Source organism: Mesorhizobium sp. USDA 4132 (genome assembly GCF_056279545.1).
The window spans coordinates 2122732-2138770 of record NZ_JBWCCP010000001.1 but is presented as its reverse complement, the minus strand read 5'-3'; the positions used below and the strand labels follow the sequence as shown (position 1 = coordinate 2138770).

Sequence of the window (16039 nt, the reverse complement as noted above, 5' to 3'; positions counted from 1 at the left end):
AGCCCATCAATGCAGGAGACCTGCACACCACCCGATTATCGCGTCCCGGGCCGGATGTTAAAAGCCCATGGAACAAGAAACCGTTAATGCATAACCTGTCCTTCTTGCAGCTGCTATTGCGTCCCGCGGAAATTGCAAGGTTCCCTGTTGGCCGCCGCCCATTCGTTGCGCTGATCACACCCAACATCACTTTTGAAGTGATTACCGGCAAAAACAGTGCTAGAGGCGCGGCCACATATCCCAAAACCCCACCCTGCCAGAGTTAGATCATGTCCAGGTTCAAGTCCGATTTCCTCCGCACGCTCGACGAGCGCGGTTTCATCCATCAGGTTTCCGACGAGACCGGGCTCGACGAACTGTTTTCGAAGGAAATCGTCACCGGCTATATCGGCTTCGACCCGACGGCGCCGAGCCTGCACGCCGGCAGCCTGATCCAGATCATGATGCTGCACTGGATGCAGCAGACCGGCCACCGGCCGATCTCGCTGATGGGCGGCGGCACCGGCATGGTCGGCGATCCTTCGTTCAAGGACGAAGCGCGCCAACTGATGACCGTCGACACGATCGAAGGCAACATCGCCTCGATAAAGCGTGTCTTCGCGAACTACCTCGCTTATGGCGAAGGTCCGAAGGACGCACTGATGATCAACAATGCCGACTGGCTGCGCAGCCTCAACTACCTCGAGTTCCTGCGCGACGTCGGCCGACACTTCTCGGTCAACCGGATGCTGTCGTTCGAGAGCGTCAAGACGCGCCTCGATCGTGAGCAGTCGCTGTCCTTCCTGGAATTCAACTACATGATCCTCCAGGCCTATGACTTTGTGGAACTCGCCAAGCGGACCGGCTGCCGGCTGCAGATGGGCGGCTCGGATCAGTGGGGGAATATCGTCAACGGTATCGACCTCGGTCACCGTATGGGGACGCAGCAGCTTTTTGCGCTGACTTCGCCGCTCCTGACCACGTCCTCCGGTGCCAAGATGGGCAAATCGGCGACGGGCGCCATCTGGCTCAACCCGGACATGCTGTCGGCCTATGATTTCTGGCAATACTGGCGCAATACCGAGGATGCGGACGTTCCGCGCTTCCTGAAGCTCTACACGACGCTGCCGATGGACGAGATTGCGAAGCTCTCAGCGCTCGGCGGCTCGGAGATCAACGAGGTCAAGAAGATCCTCGCAACCGAGATCACGGCCATCCTGCACGGTCGCACAGCTGCGGAAGAAGCAGCGGAGACCGCCCGCAAGACGTTCGAGGAAGGCGGGCTTTCCGAAAACCTGCCGTCGGTCGAGGTTCCCACTGCCGATCTCGAAGCCGGGATCGGCCTCCTGTCGCTGATCGTGCGCGCCGGCCTTGCCGGTTCGAACGGCGAAGCACGCCGTCACGTCCAGGGCGGCGCGGTGCGCATCAACGACCAGGCCGTCAGCGACGAACGCATGACCATCGGCACCGGCGAGATCACCGGCGACGGTGTGATCAAGCTTTCGCTCGGCAAGAAGAAACACATCCTGGTGCGTCCGGCCTGAGCCGCGCGTCTCGATAACAAGTTGAAACGGGCCGCGACGAGCGGCTCTTTTTATTGAAATTCAAAGATTTGCCGGAAGATGCCAGGCGCGATCAGCGACAGCGGGTTCACGGTCAGCCTCGGTTTCTCAAACGGGCCTTCGAGCTTGAAGGTGATGCCGAGCAGGCCGCGATCGCGGCCATTGCCGAGAATGGCGCCGATCAGCGGCAGCTCGCCGAACAGGCGGTTCAGGCCGTAGGCCGGCATGAACGTCCCGGTCATCTCCATATTGCCCTTGGCATCGCGCACCAGGCCCTGGAAGGTCGCACCAATCTGCTCGCCGCGCACGACGCCGTTTTCTATGGCAAACGAGCCGTTCCGATAAAGCAGGCTTGCAAAGCCGCGCTGGAATTTGGCCGAATTGACGTCGATGTTCTTTTTCGTGGCCGTGTTCAGGCTGCGGCCCTCCTGGTCCGGAGTCGCAACGAGAGACTGGAGTTTGGCCTCGTTGACCAGCGCGAAATTGCGCAGATCGATGGCACCGGTCCACGCATCGCCCTGCGCCTTCAAGCGCAGGTTCAGGAGGCCGCCGCGCATGTTGTCGTAGAGGTTCATGAAGCGGATGATCGCGCCGGCATCGCCGCTGGTGATGGAAATCGTGTCGCCCGCATTCATCTCGCTGACGACCGCCTGTCCGCTTTCCGTCGAGCCGGAAAAATCCGCCGCCGAAATATTGCCGCTACGGCTTGAAAACAGGAACGACACATTCGAGAGCGTCTGGTCATTGAACCCGATCATGCGGTCGAGCTTACCCCGCACGGTGGCGTTGCTCGTATCGTCGCCCGCGCGTTTGGCGCCGCTGCCGCTCTTTCCTCCTGCCCGGATCTTGGTGACGACGGGCCGCATATCGACGACGGAGCCGCTGATCGAGACGTCGAAATTGCCCTTGGTGCGTTTGACGCTCACCGCATAATTGTCGGACGGCGAGAGCTGCATATGCGAAAAGTCCGCCGACGTCAGGCTGCCGCCATTGAGCGCGAAGCTCCCGCGCGCGCCAAACCCGTCGCCGGAGAGTTCGAAATTGCGGATATCGGAACGTTCTCCGGTGTCAGACAACTCGAATTGCGCCTTGGCCGGAATGCCGCCGCCCTTGGTCCAGCCGAGCCACGGGATGGAAAGCGTTGCTCGGCTGAGATCGAGCGAGACGGATTGGCGAGTTTCGTCGATCCGCGTCAACTGAGCCGTCACCGGCCCGTCGATCACGTCGGAGAGACCCGGCGCGAGTTTTTCCCGCTGATCGTTGTTGAGGACGGTCTTGACGATCCGCTCGCGCTTGACCGACGACGCCGGACCGACTGGTTCGACCAGTGTGATATCGGCCGGCACATCATCGATCGTCCCCTTGGCGACAAGCCGTGCCGCCAGGTTGTCGATGTCGAGCGTGCCATCCAGGCCGCCGATCTTGCGGCCGGAAAACTGCGGGCCGAGATCGATGTCGTCCAGATCGATATGGGCACTCCAGGTGGGTTTCGGCGGATTGTGCGCCAGGATCAGCCCCATATGGGCCTTGAGGTCGACGCGCGCGTGACCGGAAAAATCCTCCGGCTTGAACTCGGTCCCCTTCAGCGCATTGATCGGCCGGAAATTCGCAAGCTCCGTCATCGCATCGGCCGGCCCCGCAATCTTGAGCGAAAGGTCCGCCATCAGCGGTTTTACATAGGTCGAGGGGATCGAGAACCGGCCGCCTTCAACGGCGACGAACCGACCGGACGGAAAGAAGGACGATGCGCGTGCGATGTCGACCTGCATCACCTCGCCCTTCAAATCGAAACGGCCATCGATATCGCGCAGCGGAGGCACGTCGCCCGGCAGGTTGATCCGGGTATTGGCGAGATCAAAACCAATCTGCAGCTCGTTCTTGTCGAGCTCCATCGGAATGCCCGGCCCCTTCATCCGGCCGGCCGGAATGAAGACGGCGATCGAGCCATTGGTGATGGTGCCGCCGAACATGTTGTCCATCACCCAATCGCGCGGCTTGCGGGCCATCCAGAACGGCCAGAGCTGCTTGACGCCGGTCACTTCCATATGCGGCAGCTGCGCCCCGAAACTGATCTCGGGAGACTGGTTGCCGAACCGCACTTTGAGAGATCCGGCCATGCGGCCGAGAGGGCTGGAAACCGCCATCTCATCGAACTGAAGCGCGCGATCTGCCGACAGGTATCGCCCATTCGCCTTGAGATCGAAGCGGGCGGGCTGCTCGCTTGCCGAGGCGCCGACGGCTGTTGCGCCGCTGATCAGAACATCGAGGCCGAACCCTGGACGCTTGTCGTCCGGATTGAGCCGGCTGAGATCGATCACCGCGCCGGTGAACGGCAGGATTGTCGGCCCGAAACGGACCTCGGATTTCAGCAGCTCGATCGAGTTCTTCGCGAAATCATAGGCCACGTTGATATTGGCACCGCTCAAAGTCTGCTGGATACCATCGAAGTAAAAATGGCCAGGAGACTGGCGAAGCGTCGCGGTGATGGCCGGCTTTGCCGCCTCACGTGAGCGAACCGCCGAAAGATCAAGATCAAGGGAGCCTTCGATCCCCTCGCGCGGCTGACCATCCTCGGTTCGCTGTAGCATGAAGGATGTCACCTCGAGGCCCGTCAGCTTGGCCGAGAGCGACGACGTAACCCCTTCGATGGTCTTCGACGCTGCGATGAGGACGGCTTTGCGGCCGTTGAGGCTGATCGCGCCGTTGATCACCACCTCGCCTTCGGCGCTGCGTGTCAGTTCGAGATCGTCGACGACCAGCGTGATCGGCTTGCGTCCGGGCGCTGCCGGCAAGAGGATCTCTATTCCGGCGATGCTGACGGAGCCGGTCCCGGTTCGCTCGATGAGTGCCTTGGCTTCGTCGAGACGCTGGAAAATCTCCTCCAGCAGAGCCGGCATGGCATCGACGCGGACTTCCGAGATCGGTAATGGATCGCCGGAAGGCAATTGCGCCGTGTCGAGACGGATATGTTCCGCCTCCATATGCTTGATCGACACGCGGCCGCCGAGAAGCGCCAGCGGATCGACGGCCATGCGCATGGCGCCGGCACGGCTCAGATGTTCGCCGGTCGCCCGTTCGACGATATCGACGTCACGCGCTTCCAGCGCAAGGCGTAACCTCGAATCGAAACGGATGGCGGTCGAGCCGACGGAAGCGACGTAACGTGGACCGATGGCATTGTTGATGGCGCTCTGGGCACGCGACGAAAGCGTGCTGTCGACCATGCCGCCCTCGATCGCGAAAACGGCGCTGCCGATCGCAATAAACACCAGCAGGAGGAAAAACAGTACCGTCTTGCCGACTCGTTTGCCTCGCCGGCTCGGCGGCGGGCAGTGCACGATAATCGGATCCTCGACCTGTGCGGAGGGTAATTCATGCAGCGGAATGATTTCTTTCCGACTGAAACTGACCCTTTCTCCGCGAATTTCCGATACCAAGTTGAGGACTCATCTTTCTGCATTCGTCGTCGGGCCGGGCGCGACCGCTCTGGACGTCGCTCGGGCGACTATATACCGATTGTGGCGAATATCATCCACGATACCGGCGAAAGAAAGGAAATCCATGGCCGATTTGACCATTGGCGACATTGCACCGGACTTCGACCTTCCGCGCGACGGCGGCGGCTCCGTTTCCCTCAAGGCGTTCGCGGGCAAACCGGTCGTCCTCTATTTCTATCCCAAAGACGACACCGAAGCTTGCACCAAGGAGGCGATCTCGTTCACGGGTCTCTTGCCGGAATTCGAAAAGGCGGGCGCGTCGGTCATCGGCGTGTCGCCCGACAGCGTCAAGAAGCATGACAAGTTCGCCAAGAAGCATGACCTTTCGATCATCCTGGCGGCTGACGAAGACACTGCCCTTGCCAATCTTTACGCCGTCTGGAAGGAGAAGAGCATGTATGGCCGGACCTATATGGGCGTGGAACGCACGACCTTCCTGATCGGCGCGGACGGGCGCATCGCCCGGATCTGGTCGAAGGTGAAGGTAAAAGGCCATGCCGAGGAGGTGCTTGAAAGCCTCAAGGCGCTATAGGCAGGAGACAAATCGATGTCGGGCGAGTTTTCGATCACGTCGCTGAGGGGCGGCGCAACGGCGGCAATCCTGTCGGCCGACCTCAATATCAAAACGCGGCTGGCGCAGGAGACCGCCACCCGGTGGTTCGAGCGGCGGCTGTCGCTCCGCTCTCCACTCGACGCCCCCCTCCCCGAACGTCCCGGCCGGCCGGCAAAGCCCGAGCTGGTGCCGCCGAAGGCGGTCGGCAAACGCTCATTGCATACCGTCAACGGCCGTATCGCAACGCTGCATGCGATCGCCCATATCGAGCTCAACGCCGTCGATCTGGCGCTCGATATCGTCGCCCGGTTTGCGACCGAGCCGGTGCCGAATTCCTTTTTTGACGGCTGGATGCAGGTGGCTTTCGAAGAGGCGAAACACTTTCGCATGGTGCGGGCCCGGCTGAACGAGATGAGTGCCGACTATGGCGACATGCCAGCCCATGACGGGCTGTGGCAGGCGGCCCATTCCACGCGCAACGACCTTACCGCCCGCCTTGCCGTCGTGCCGCTCATTCTCGAGGCGCGCGGTCTCGACGTGACACCATCCCTGCAGGCGAAGATGCGCGAGACCGGCGATCTCGAAAGCGCGGCCATCCTCGACGTCATCTACAACGATGAAAAGGGCCACGTGGCGATCGGCGCAAAATGGTTCCGCTTTCTCTGCGCCCGCGAGCGCAAGGATCCGGCAGCGACGTTCCAGCAGCTGGTGCGCGCCAATTTCCGCGGATCGCTGAAAGCGCCGTTCAACGATATCGCCCGGGCCGAAGCGGGCCTGACGCCGTCATTCTACAGGTCGCTAACCTCCACCAGCTACGCCTGAACGCCTCGATTAAAGCGTTCGTTAACCATATCCATGTGTAATCCCGACAATAGGAACAGCGGCCGAACGAGTCGCATCTCCGGGAGATCCGCGTGGCGAAGGGAACCGAAAGCCGGGTGTTTGGGAAACGGGCGCCTCAGCACGTTCTCATTTTCGCCAGCGGTGAGAAGATCCGCCACATGACCATCCGGCCCTGGATGGCCGCGTTGACCTTCTGTTTTCTCGGCGTTTTCGCAATCGGCTATCTTGGCGCCACCTCCTATCTGGTGATCCGTGACGACCTGATCGGCGCGACCATGGCGCGCCAGGCCCGCATGCAATACGATTACGAAGATCGGATCGCGGCGCTGCGCGCCCAGCTCGACCGGATCACCTCGCGCCAGCTCCTCGACCAGCAGGTGGTCGAGCAAAAGGTCGAGAAGCTGCTGGAACAGCAGAACGCCCTGTTTTCGCGCCACGGCAAGCTGGGTTCTCTTTTGAACCGCGCCGAGGAATCCGGCCTCACGACACCGGAAACAGCGATGCCGGCCATGCTCCAGCCACCGGCCCAGGAACGCCAGGCTTCGCTTTCCGGCGGCAGCGGCGGCGTCCAGGCAATTGAGAAGCTGCTCTCCGGCAAGACTTCCGCCACCCCGCTCCAGGCGCCAACCGCGCTCGGTTATGCGCCTCTGCGCGAAAACATCGCCGACCGCGCCGACCGGGTTTTCTCCAAGGTGACGCTGTCGCTGAAGAACATCGAGAAGGAGCAGCTTGCCAAGATCGCTGATCTGACCACCGGCGCTTCGGAAACCGCAGACGCTATCGCCGCGATCCTGAAGCGGACCGGCGTCGAGGTGGCATCCGCAGACAACGGTACTGAAGATGCCACGGACGGCGTTGGGGGCCCCTATGTCGCACCGCAGACCAATATCGGCGCCTTCGATGCCTCGCTCGACGAGCTCGATGCGGCGCTCAGCCGGCTGGAAAGCGTGCGCGAGACGGCGCGCGACCTGCCCTTCGGCAATCCCGCCCCCGGCCGGCCGGTCACCAGCCGCTACGGCAACCGCATAGATCCTTTCCTCGGCCGGATGGCGCTGCATGCCGGTATCGATTTCCAGGCCTCCACCGGAGACGACGTAAAAAGTACCGGCTCCGGCAAGGTAATCTCGGCGGGCGCTGCCAGCGGTTACGGCAACATGGTCGAGATCGACCATGGCCAGGGCATCACCACCCGCTACGGCCATATGTCGAAAATCCTGGTGAAGGAAGGCGACGAGGTTGCCGCCGGAGAGGTGATCGGCAGGGCAGGCTCGACCGGCCGTTCCACTGGCCCGCACGTCCACTACGAGGTCCGCCGAGACGGCAATCCGATCGACCCGGTGCACTTCCTCAATGCCGGCATGAAGCTCACCACCTACCTCAATTGAGGTAAGCTGGCCGCCAAAAGGCAATTCTTCGCCGGCAGAACGGTAGCCGGCTTGGTCAACAGCGATCTTCATTCACCAATCCGGCGGCCAATCGCCTTGCTTTCCTTGACTTTTGGACATTTTGGTCCTATGTCGCGGCCAGTTGTCGGCCAGCATGCGTCGACTCCCATAGTGTTCGCATAGAACCGGAACGGAAACAGAATTCCCTTTGACCACATTTGCTGATCTTGGCCTGAGCCAGAAAGTCCTCTCCGCTGTCACCGACGCGGGTTATACGATCCCCACGCCGATCCAGGCGGGGGCAATCCCGCATGCTCTGCAGCGCCGCGATATCTGCGGCATCGCACAGACCGGCACGGGCAAGACGGCCTCCTTCGTTCTCCCGATGCTGACGCTTCTGGAAAAGGGCCGAGCTCGCGCTCGCATGCCGCGGACGCTGATCCTCGAGCCGACCCGCGAACTCGCCGCCCAGGTCGCCGAAAATTTTGAAAAATACGGCAAGAACCACAAGCTCAACGTCGCGTTGCTGATCGGCGGCGTGTCCTTCGACGACCAGGACCGTAAGCTGGAACGGGGCGCCGACGTGCTGATCTGCACCCCCGGCCGCCTGCTCGACCACTGCGAGCGCGGCAAGCTGCTGATGACCGGTGTCGAAATTCTCGTCATCGACGAGGCCGACCGCATGCTCGACATGGGCTTCATTCCGGATATCGAGCGGATCGCCAAGATGATCCCGTTCACCCGGCAGACGCTGTTCTTCTCGGCCACCATGCCGCCGGAAATTCAGAAGCTCGCCGACCGCTTCCTGCAGAACCCGGAACGGATCGAAGTCGCCAAGCCTTCCACCACCGCCAAGACCGTGACGCAGCGCCTCGTTGCCTCGCACAACAAGGATTACGAGAAGCGCGCAGTGCTGCGCGAACTCATCAAGGCGCAGGACGATCTCAAGAACGCGATCATCTTCTGCAATCGCAAGGTCGATGTCGCCGATCTTTTCCGTTCGCTCGAGCGGCACGGCTTCTCGGTCGGCGCGTTGCATGGCGACATGGACCAGCGCTCGCGCACGACGATGCTGCAGAATTTCCGCGACGGCAATATCCAGCTGCTGGTCGCCTCCGACGTTGCCGCACGCGGCCTCGACCTGCCCGACGTCGGCCATGTCTTCAACTTCGATGTGCCAATCCATGCGGAAGACTATGTCCACCGCATCGGCCGCACCGGACGCGCCGGCCGTTCGGGCCGCGCGTTTACCCTCGTTACCCGCTCCGACACCAAATATCTCGCTGCCATCGAGAATCTCATCAATGAGAAGATCGAATGGCTGAATGGCGACATTTCGGCACTTCCCGCGCCGATGGAAAGCCATGAGAGCGAACGCGGTGGCCGCAAGGGCCGCGATCGTGATAAGGACCGCGGCCGCGGCAGACGAAGCGATTCGGGACGTGCTGATTCCGTGCGCGGCGATTCGAGTCACAAGGCTGACACGAAGAGCCAGGATAATCAGATTGAAGCAGTCGAAGAGGCATTTGTGGAAGCTAGGGTGGAAAACGTGAAACCGGAACGCAAGGCAGACAGGAAGCCGCAGAACAATGGCGGCAACCGCAATTCGCGGCCGACACCTGCACCGGCACCCGCAAACGACGACAATCGCGAGCGCCGCCAGCGTTACCACCGCGATCACGATGATGGCCCAACCCCGGTCGGCTTCGGCGACGATATTCCGGCTTTCATGCTGATCGTTGCAAACGGCGGCAAGGCTTAAGACTTCCGTGCCGAGACCCGGCATTGATTTCCCGGGCGTCGGCACTGGGCTCGTGATTCTGCGCGACGACGGCAAGGTTCTGCTTTGCCGTCGCCTGAAGGCGCCGGAAGCGGGCTTCTGGAACATTGTCGGCGGCAAGGTCGATCCGATGGAGCCCTCGTCGCAAGCCGCCCGCCGCGAAGCGGAAGAAGAAACCGGCCTGAAAATCGGCAGGGTCGAGCTTCTTTGCACGGCCGAAGAGATCATCGAAGCCGATCGGCAGCACTGGGTTTCGCTGATCTATATCACCCGCGACTTTACGGGCGAGCCTTCGCTCACTGAGCCAGATAAACTGTCGGACATCGGCTGGTTCGATCCTCATCACCCGCCTCAACCGCTTTCGGCCTTTTCTGCCAGGGCCTTTTCATATCTCCCAAAATAAGTGCAAACGAAAACCGCTCCGGAGAACCGAAGCGGTCGACTTGATGAAATCATTTTGACAGAATTTCCGGATGCAAGCTTACCGAGAGATTCGGCGGCCGACGTCCCTCAATATGAGGTGGACGGTATGTGCTTCGGACCCTGTCGAGCAAGGTGCGAAATCTAGCACTCGGAATCGAAGTTCAGGATTTGGAGTTCGCTCGCACGGCGGCTTCGAAAGCCAGCCGCACCCATTTGCGCATCTCGTCGGGATCATCGAAGGCTTCTTCAGGCACCGACCAATAAGGCATCAGCACGGTTTTCCCTTTCTTTCCCTCATAAAACCATTGCTTGGCACCGGCGCCTTCGAATTCCGGTGCGCTCACCGCATCGGCTTTCAGCATGATCTCGCCGCGCAGGTCGATCGCAATGATCAAACCATCGTGATAGATGCCCTTGCCGCCGAACATGCGGCGGATCGAGACCGGGCCGAGCCCCTCGAACATTTCCTCGATGTCGGGATTGTCCATTCGCTTACCTTTTCAAAATCCCGCCGGCGGCTGTTACCGCTTCGGGCGTATCGACGTCCAGATGCGCGGCAGGGCCGATATCCACATCGACCACCGAAAGTCCTGAATTCTCGATGATCGCACGAGCGCCGACATCGCCTTCCAGCCGCAATACGGCATCATAGGCTACTCGCGGCAGAATGATCGGGTTGCCACGTTTTCCGTCCGACACTGAACGGACCACGACACCGCCGCCGGCTTCCCGGAAGGCGGCGATCAGCATGTTCAGATGCTCCGTGGTGACGCCCGGCATGTCGGCCAGCATGACCAGGATGCCGTCTTTCTGGGCCAGTTCCGGACTTGAGAAACCGGCCACCAGCGAACTTGCCATGCCGGAGGCATAGTCCGGATTGAAGTGGGAACCGATCTCGAGGCCGGACAACGCCGTCTCGATCTCGTCGCGCCGATGACCGGTTACGGCGATGACAGGTGAAGCCTGCGACGCCAACAGTATCCCGGCGGTACGGCGGACGAGCGGAATGCCCTCGAATTCGGCGAGCAGCTTGTGCGGCCCGTCCTTGCCCATGCGTCGCGCTTGGCCGGCCGCGAGCATCAGGGCGCCGACCGAAAGGCTCGCTGCCTTTTCCGACGTGGCATCGCGCGGGCGCGGGCGGGTTGGGATCTCCATCAACAGCCCCCCGACGCCCATGCCGGTGATATCGAAGGAGGTCGGCGTTTCGCCGGCCATCAGCCGGTTCAGCACCCAGTCGAAACCGTTTTCCTTCGGCGAGCGGGCGCAGCCCGGCGCACCCAGCACCGGAACATTGCCGATCCGCCCAAGAACGAGAAGATTGCCGGGGTCGACGGGCATGCCGACCTGATCTACCTCTCCGCCCGCGCGGCGGATGGCGGCGGGAATGACATCGTCAGGATCGGCCACAGCCGAGGCGCCGAAGACGATAATCATAGCCGGCTCATTAATTTCCTCCGGCCGCAGCTGTTGAAGAACCTCGGTAAGGCGTTCGGCGGAATGGGGGATGCGGATCTCTTTTATTAGCCGGCTACCGGATGGCGCAAGCCTTTGCTCCAGCAGCATGGCGGTGCGGTCCATGACCGACACCTTCAGCGAAGGAAGCTCGGTTGCAACGAGGGTCACCGCGCGGGGACTGAAGGCCTTTACCTCGAAGGCGACCGATTCTGCCAGCAGCGCCACGGCTTCCGCGACCTTTGCCCTGCCAACGGCGAGCGGGATGATCTTGACGGTCGCCACCATGTCGCCGGCACGCACCGGTACATGGTCGGCAAGGCAGGCGAGCGTGATCGCCGGATCGATGCGATTCAGCGCATCGACTATCCTCTTGTCGGCGACAAAAAGGCCATCCACCTTGGCATAGATGTTGACGCGGCCGGTCGTCGCATCCGAGAAACGGAGATTGTCCGGGGCGATCGCATCGGCAATCGCCTGGGCAGCGTCGTCCTCCAGCATGTCGCCCGGATCAAGCCGCACTGCGACGACGGATCTGATGCCTTCTACCGAAAGCCGGGCGATGTCCTCCCGCGACAGCATGTGCCCTTTCGAGATGCGGCCGGCCGGCAGTCTGATACTGTGCGCAAGCACTACGCCTTCCGCATCGTCGAGTTCGAACGTCCCGTATCTCATGGCGTCACCCGGCAGTGACGAGATCACGTCGGCGAAACGCCTGGACGATCTGGGCAAGCGTGGCGAGCGCGATCTCCGCGGGGCTCGCGGCACCGATGTCGAGGCCGATCGGCGCGGCGATGCGACCGATCTCGTTGTCGCTGCGGCCCATTTCCTTCAGCCGCTCGACCCGCTTCGCATGGGTTTTCCGGCTGCCGAGCGCGCCAACATAGAAGCACCCGACCCGCAGCGCTTCGGAGAGCGGGAAATCGTCGATCTTCGGATCATGGGTAACGGCCGCCAGTGCCGTATAAGCGTCGAGCGGGCGATCCTTCAGCACGTCTTCAGGCCAGTCGGCGATCAGATCGACGCCCTTGAAACGTTCTTCGGTCGCAAAAGCCGTGCGCGGATCGATGATCGTCAGGTCATATCCGGCGACCGGGGCCAGCCGCGCGAGTGCCTGGCTGATATGCACGGCGCCGATCACCACGATGCGCGGCGGCGGCAGGTGAACATTGAGGAACAGCGACTGTCCTTCGATCTCCGCCGTTCCTGCCTTGCCGCTGCGAAATGCCTTGGCTATCTCTTCGCCGAACGGGGCGGAGGTGGCTTCGCCTTCGAGGATGACCCGAACCTCATCGCTGGCGAGATCGGTTACGACAACGGCAGCCCTGCGGGAACGCCGGGCGGCGTTGAGCTTTATCAGTGCTTCGAGCTGCATCAGCCGAGCCTTTCCACATAAACGCGGATCCGGCCGCCGCAGGACAGACCGACCCGCCAGGCCGTCTCGTCGGCAACGCCGAATTCCAGCATTCTTGGCGCGCCGCTCTCGATGACGTCGATCGCCTCTGTGATGACAGCGCCTTCGACGCAGCCGCCGGAGACGGAGCCTTCGAAATTGCCCTCGCCATCGATGACGAGATGGCTGCCTGTCGGCCGCGGCGCGGAGCCCCAGGTCTCGATCACCGTTGCAATCGCCACGTCACGGCCGGCCTGCTTCCAGCTCTCGGCGGTCAGCAGCGGGTCCAGAATTTCGGAAACAGTCATGCGACCCTCCTCATGTTCAAATAACGCCGCGGGTCCGCGGTCTTTGTATGGTCATCCGACAATGCAATCGCCAGATCGGCCAGCGATTGCAGATTGTGGACGGCACGAAACTCGTCCACATGCGGCAACATGGCGCGCACGCCACGCGCCCGTGCCTCGAAACCATCGAACCGCAACAGCGGGTTCAACCAGATCAGACGGCGGCAGGACCGGTGCAGCCTGTCCATTTCCTGCGCCAGCTCCTCGACACCCTCCCGCTCGAGGCCGTCGGTGATCAACAGCACGACAGCGCCCTGCCCCAGCACGCGGCGCGACCAGAGCCGATTGAATTCGGCAAGCGTCGCACCGATCCGCGTGCCACCCGACCAGTCGCGCACCGCGTCCGTGCAGCCGGCCAGCGCTTCGTCCGGATCACGGCGGCGCATCTGGCGGGTGACGTTGGTCAGCCGAGTGCCGAACAGGAAGGTATGCACCCGGGTGCGCTTTTCCGTCAGCGCATGCAGAAAATGCAGGAAGATCCGGGTGTACTGGCTCATCGAGCCGGAAATATCGGCAAGCACCACGAGTGGTGGCGGCGCGGTCCTGCGCTCGCGAAACCGCGGCAGAATAAGATCGCCGCCGCTCTTCATCGCCTGGCGCATGGTGGCGCGCGGGTCGATCCTGGGCGGATGATTGAACGACCGGAAGCGGCGTGTCGCCACCTTGTCCAGCGGCAGAGCGAGCTTGACCAGTTCACGCCGCGCCTCCGCCAGTTCGGCCGCGCTCATCTGGGCGAAATCCATGCGCTTGAGGATCTCGCCGGCAGAGGTCGTGAAGCGGGAGTCCACTTCGATCTCCGGCGGTTTCTTGCGGTTTGGGGTCTCCGGCTGGTCGGCGGTCAGCGCCTCGCTGACGCGGGTGGCGCCGGCCTTCTGCTTTTCCCTTTCGCGATTGTCGGCAGCCTTCGGCGACATCATCGCGATCATCTTGCCGACCAGATCGCGAGAGCGCCAGAACAGGCGAAACGCTTCGTCGAAGACCGGCTGATCCTCATGGCGCTTGACGAAGACGGCCGACAGCGCCGCATGGAACTCTTCGCGCGAACCGATGCCGATCGCATCGACCGCAGCAATCGCGTCGGCGGCAGCGGCCGGCCCGGTCTTCAGCCCGGCGCGGCGCAGGACGCGGGAGAAATAGACGAGGTTGTCTGCAAGCCGGCCATCGCCGGGCCTTGCCGCGCCAAAGCCTCCAGCGCCGGCCGGAACCGGGGGCGTGATCATACCGTCTTCGCTGAAACCAGCCGCCATGATCCCTATCCCGCTGCCAGAAGTTCGGCCTTCACTTCGGAAAGCACCCGCTCGCCCTCTCCGCCTTTGATACGCGCGATATCGTCCTGATATTTCAGGAGCGTGCCGAGCGTGTCGGCAATCGTTTCCGGATCAAGCGCAATCCGGTCGAGCTCGGTCAGCGCCGTCGCCCAGTCGATGGTTTCGGCGACGCCCGGGTTCTTGAAGAGATCGACTGTCCGCAGCCTCTGCACATAGGCGACCACCTGCCGCGACAGGATTTCCGAGCATTGCGGCACCTTGCGGCGGATGATCTCCAGTTCCTGTGCCGCATCCGGATAATCGACCCAGTGATACAGGCAGCGCCGCTTCAGCGCGTCGTGGATTTCGCGGGTGCGGTTGGTGGTGATGATGACGATCGGCGGCTCCTCGGCCTTGATCGTGCCAAGCTCAGGGATCGTCACCTGGAAGTCGGACAGCACTTCCAGGAGGAAGGCTTCGAAGGCTTCGTCGGTGCGGTCGAGCTCGTCGATCAGGAAGACCGGCGCCGGACCGCCCGGCTGGCCAAGCGCCTGCAGCACCGGCCGGCGGATCAAGTGGCGTTCGGAAAACAGGTCCGCCTCGATGCGCGAGCGATCCTTGACGCCCGATGCCTCCGAAAGCCGGATATCCAGCATCTGGGCCGGATAGTTCCATTCGTAGACTGCCGAGGAGATATCCAGGCCTTCGTAACACTGCAGCCGGATCAGCGGCCGGTTCAGAGCCTTGGCGAGCGTCTTGGCGATCTCGGTCTTGCCGACCCCTGCCTCGCCCTCGAGGAAAAGCGGGCGTTTCATTTTCAGTGCCAGGAAAATCACCGTGCCGAGCGAGCGCCCGGCAAGATAATCCTCTGCGCCTAAAAGCGCGATCGTTTCGTCGATGGAGGTCGGCAGAGCGCCTCTTGTTCCGTCAGGCATGACTACACCCTTTCAAACGGCATTCTATAATGTGCGAAAGCCGCGATCCAGATAGATGAGCGAGGGGTTCGCCTCGCCGAAATGCATGGCCCTCACTTCGCCGAACATGACAAAATGGGTCGAAACCCGCTTGATGTCGGTCAACCGGCAATCGAAGCTGACGACGGCATCGGCAAGAACCGGGGCGCCAGTCACCAGCGTCTTCCAATCTCCGAGCGCGAACCGCTCGTCCGCCGGAACGCCGCTCAAGCCCGCAAATGCCGTCGCCAGCGCCTGATGATGCGCCGCCAGCGAATTCAAAGCAAAGATGCCACTCTTCTCGAAGATGGCATTGCTGACGTTGCTGCCGTTCAGGCAGACGAGCACGGTCGGCGGATTGTCCGAGACCGAACACGCTGCCGTCACCGTCACGCCGCGCCTGATACCTTCGAATTCCGTCGTCACAACCTGGACATGGCCAGCGTACCGCGCCATGCCGTTTCGGTAGTGGACGGGATCGAGGAGAGGCTGGTCCGTCAAAGGCATCTCTTGAAAGGCATCCAGGGACTGCCGTCAGTCCTGCATTACTCTTCGAGATATGGTGGCAAAAACTCTTGATGTCCACCGGACTTGCGGCTTTTTACTTGCAAAAGCCGATTCTCTT

14 protein-coding genes are annotated in these 16039 nt (G+C 62.0%); 6 read left to right on the top strand and 8 right to left on the bottom strand.

The genetic code is table 11. From position 1 onward, the window contains the following. Positions 1-269: 269 nt before the first annotated feature. Positions 270-1523: a tyrosine--tRNA ligase gene (tyrS, locus tag ACZ9IU_RS11070; RefSeq protein ID WP_038542922.1), complete on the top strand. Its 1254-nt coding sequence runs from the start codon at positions 270-272 to the stop codon at positions 1521-1523. Positions 1524-1573: 50 nt separating this feature from the next. Here the strand turns inward: tyrS and ACZ9IU_RS11065 are convergent, their stop codons facing one another. Further along, the gene (locus tag ACZ9IU_RS11065; RefSeq protein ID WP_498957176.1) at positions 1574-4879 is read right to left on the bottom strand and encodes a hypothetical protein; all 3306 of its coding nucleotides are present in this window, start codon (positions 4877-4879) and stop codon (positions 1574-1576) included. Between the two features lie 223 nt (positions 4880-5102). Between ACZ9IU_RS11065 and ACZ9IU_RS11060 the strand changes: the two genes are divergently transcribed. The 5 genes from ACZ9IU_RS11060 to ACZ9IU_RS11040 all read left to right on the top strand — a co-directional run bounded on the left by ACZ9IU_RS11060 (position 5103) and on the right by ACZ9IU_RS11040 (position 10002). Further along, positions 5103-5570, top strand: a complete 468-nt coding sequence (locus ACZ9IU_RS11060) for a peroxiredoxin (RefSeq protein WP_038542918.1) — start codon at positions 5103-5105, stop codon at positions 5568-5570. 15 nt (positions 5571-5585) lie between these two features. Continuing rightward, positions 5586-6413, top strand: coding sequence for a ferritin-like domain-containing protein (locus ACZ9IU_RS11055; protein ID WP_038542916.1), 828 nt, complete (start codon positions 5586-5588; stop codon positions 6411-6413). A 92-nt stretch (positions 6414-6505) separates the two neighbouring features. Then, positions 6506-7819 (top strand): M23 family metallopeptidase, encoded by a 1314-nt coding sequence (locus ACZ9IU_RS11050; RefSeq protein WP_038542914.1) that lies wholly within the window; start codon positions 6506-6508, stop codon positions 7817-7819. Between the two features lie 208 nt (positions 7820-8027). Continuing rightward, positions 8028-9581: a DEAD/DEAH box helicase gene (locus tag ACZ9IU_RS11045; RefSeq protein WP_038542912.1), complete on the top strand. Its 1554-nt coding sequence runs from the start codon at positions 8028-8030 to the stop codon at positions 9579-9581. 7 nt (positions 9582-9588) lie between these two features. After that, positions 9589-10002, top strand: coding sequence for an NUDIX domain-containing protein (locus ACZ9IU_RS11040; protein ID WP_038542909.1), 414 nt, complete (start codon positions 9589-9591; stop codon positions 10000-10002). 181 nt (positions 10003-10183) lie between these two features. On the opposite strand, the gene ACZ9IU_RS11035 is transcribed toward ACZ9IU_RS11040, so the two are convergent. Genes ACZ9IU_RS11035 through ACZ9IU_RS11005 form a run of 7 tightly spaced genes read right to left on the bottom strand, consistent with a single transcriptional unit; the run spans position 10184 to position 15921 of the window. Then, on the bottom strand, positions 10184-10510 hold the full coding sequence (locus ACZ9IU_RS11035; RefSeq protein ID WP_038542908.1) for a TfoX/Sxy family protein: 327 nt from the start codon (positions 10508-10510) through the stop codon (positions 10184-10186). A 4-nt stretch (positions 10511-10514) separates the two neighbouring features. Further along, the gene (locus ACZ9IU_RS11030) at positions 10515-12149 is read right to left on the bottom strand and encodes an NTP transferase domain-containing protein (protein WP_038542906.1); all 1635 of its coding nucleotides are present in this window, start codon (positions 12147-12149) and stop codon (positions 10515-10517) included. A gap of 4 nt (positions 12150-12153) precedes the next feature. Further along, the gene (locus tag ACZ9IU_RS11025) at positions 12154-12849 is read right to left on the bottom strand and encodes an XdhC family protein (protein ID WP_038542903.1); all 696 of its coding nucleotides are present in this window, start codon (positions 12847-12849) and stop codon (positions 12154-12156) included. Beyond that, the gene (locus ACZ9IU_RS11020) at positions 12849-13175 is read right to left on the bottom strand and encodes an XdhC family protein (RefSeq protein ID WP_038542901.1); all 327 of its coding nucleotides are present in this window, start codon (positions 13173-13175) and stop codon (positions 12849-12851) included. The genes ACZ9IU_RS11025 and ACZ9IU_RS11020 overlap by 1 nt, the downstream gene beginning before the upstream one ends. Continuing rightward, positions 13172-14434, bottom strand: coding sequence for a vWA domain-containing protein (locus ACZ9IU_RS11015; RefSeq protein WP_051900102.1), 1263 nt, complete (start codon positions 14432-14434; stop codon positions 13172-13174). The genes ACZ9IU_RS11020 and ACZ9IU_RS11015 overlap by 4 nt, the downstream gene beginning before the upstream one ends. A 32-nt stretch (positions 14435-14466) precedes the next feature. Next, a complete protein-coding gene (locus ACZ9IU_RS11010; RefSeq protein ID WP_038542898.1) occupies positions 14467-15396 on the bottom strand; it encodes an AAA family ATPase in 930 nt (309 codons plus the stop codon). A gap of 24 nt (positions 15397-15420) precedes the next feature. Further along, a complete protein-coding gene (locus tag ACZ9IU_RS11005; protein WP_038542896.1) occupies positions 15421-15921 on the bottom strand; it encodes a flavin reductase in 501 nt (166 codons plus the stop codon). Positions 15922-16039: the final 118 nt, after the last annotated feature.

What these genes read in the sequence shown, in the direction of transcription:
- ACZ9IU_RS11035 (WP_038542908.1), bottom strand. Translation starts at nt 10,510, where the DNA reads ATGGACAATCCCGACATCGAGGAAATGTTCGAGGGGCTCGGCCCGGTC.
- ACZ9IU_RS11030 (WP_038542906.1), bottom strand. Translation starts at nt 12,149, where the DNA reads ATGAGATACGGGACGTTCGAACTCGACGATGCGGAAGGCGTAGTGCTT.
- ACZ9IU_RS11005 (WP_038542896.1), bottom strand. Translation starts at nt 15,921, where the DNA reads ATGCCTTTGACGGACCAGCCTCTCCTCGATCCCGTCCACTACCGAAAC.
- ACZ9IU_RS11055 (WP_038542916.1), top strand. Translation starts at nt 5,586, where the DNA reads ATGTCGGGCGAGTTTTCGATCACGTCGCTGAGGGGCGGCGCAACGGCG.
- ACZ9IU_RS11060 (WP_038542918.1), top strand. Translation starts at nt 5,103, where the DNA reads ATGGCCGATTTGACCATTGGCGACATTGCACCGGACTTCGACCTTCCG.
- ACZ9IU_RS11015 (WP_051900102.1), bottom strand. Translation starts at nt 14,434, where the DNA reads ATGATCACGCCCCCGGTTCCGGCCGGCGCTGGAGGCTTTGGCGCGGCA.
- ACZ9IU_RS11010 (WP_038542898.1), bottom strand. Translation starts at nt 15,396, where the DNA reads ATGCCTGACGGAACAAGAGGCGCTCTGCCGACCTCCATCGACGAAACG.
- ACZ9IU_RS11020 (WP_038542901.1), bottom strand. Translation starts at nt 13,175, where the DNA reads ATGACTGTTTCCGAAATTCTGGACCCGCTGCTGACCGCCGAGAGCTGG.
- tyrS (WP_038542922.1), top strand. Translation starts at nt 270, where the DNA reads ATGTCCAGGTTCAAGTCCGATTTCCTCCGCACGCTCGACGAGCGCGGT.
- ACZ9IU_RS11025 (WP_038542903.1), bottom strand. Translation starts at nt 12,849, where the DNA reads ATGCAGCTCGAAGCACTGATAAAGCTCAACGCCGCCCGGCGTTCCCGC.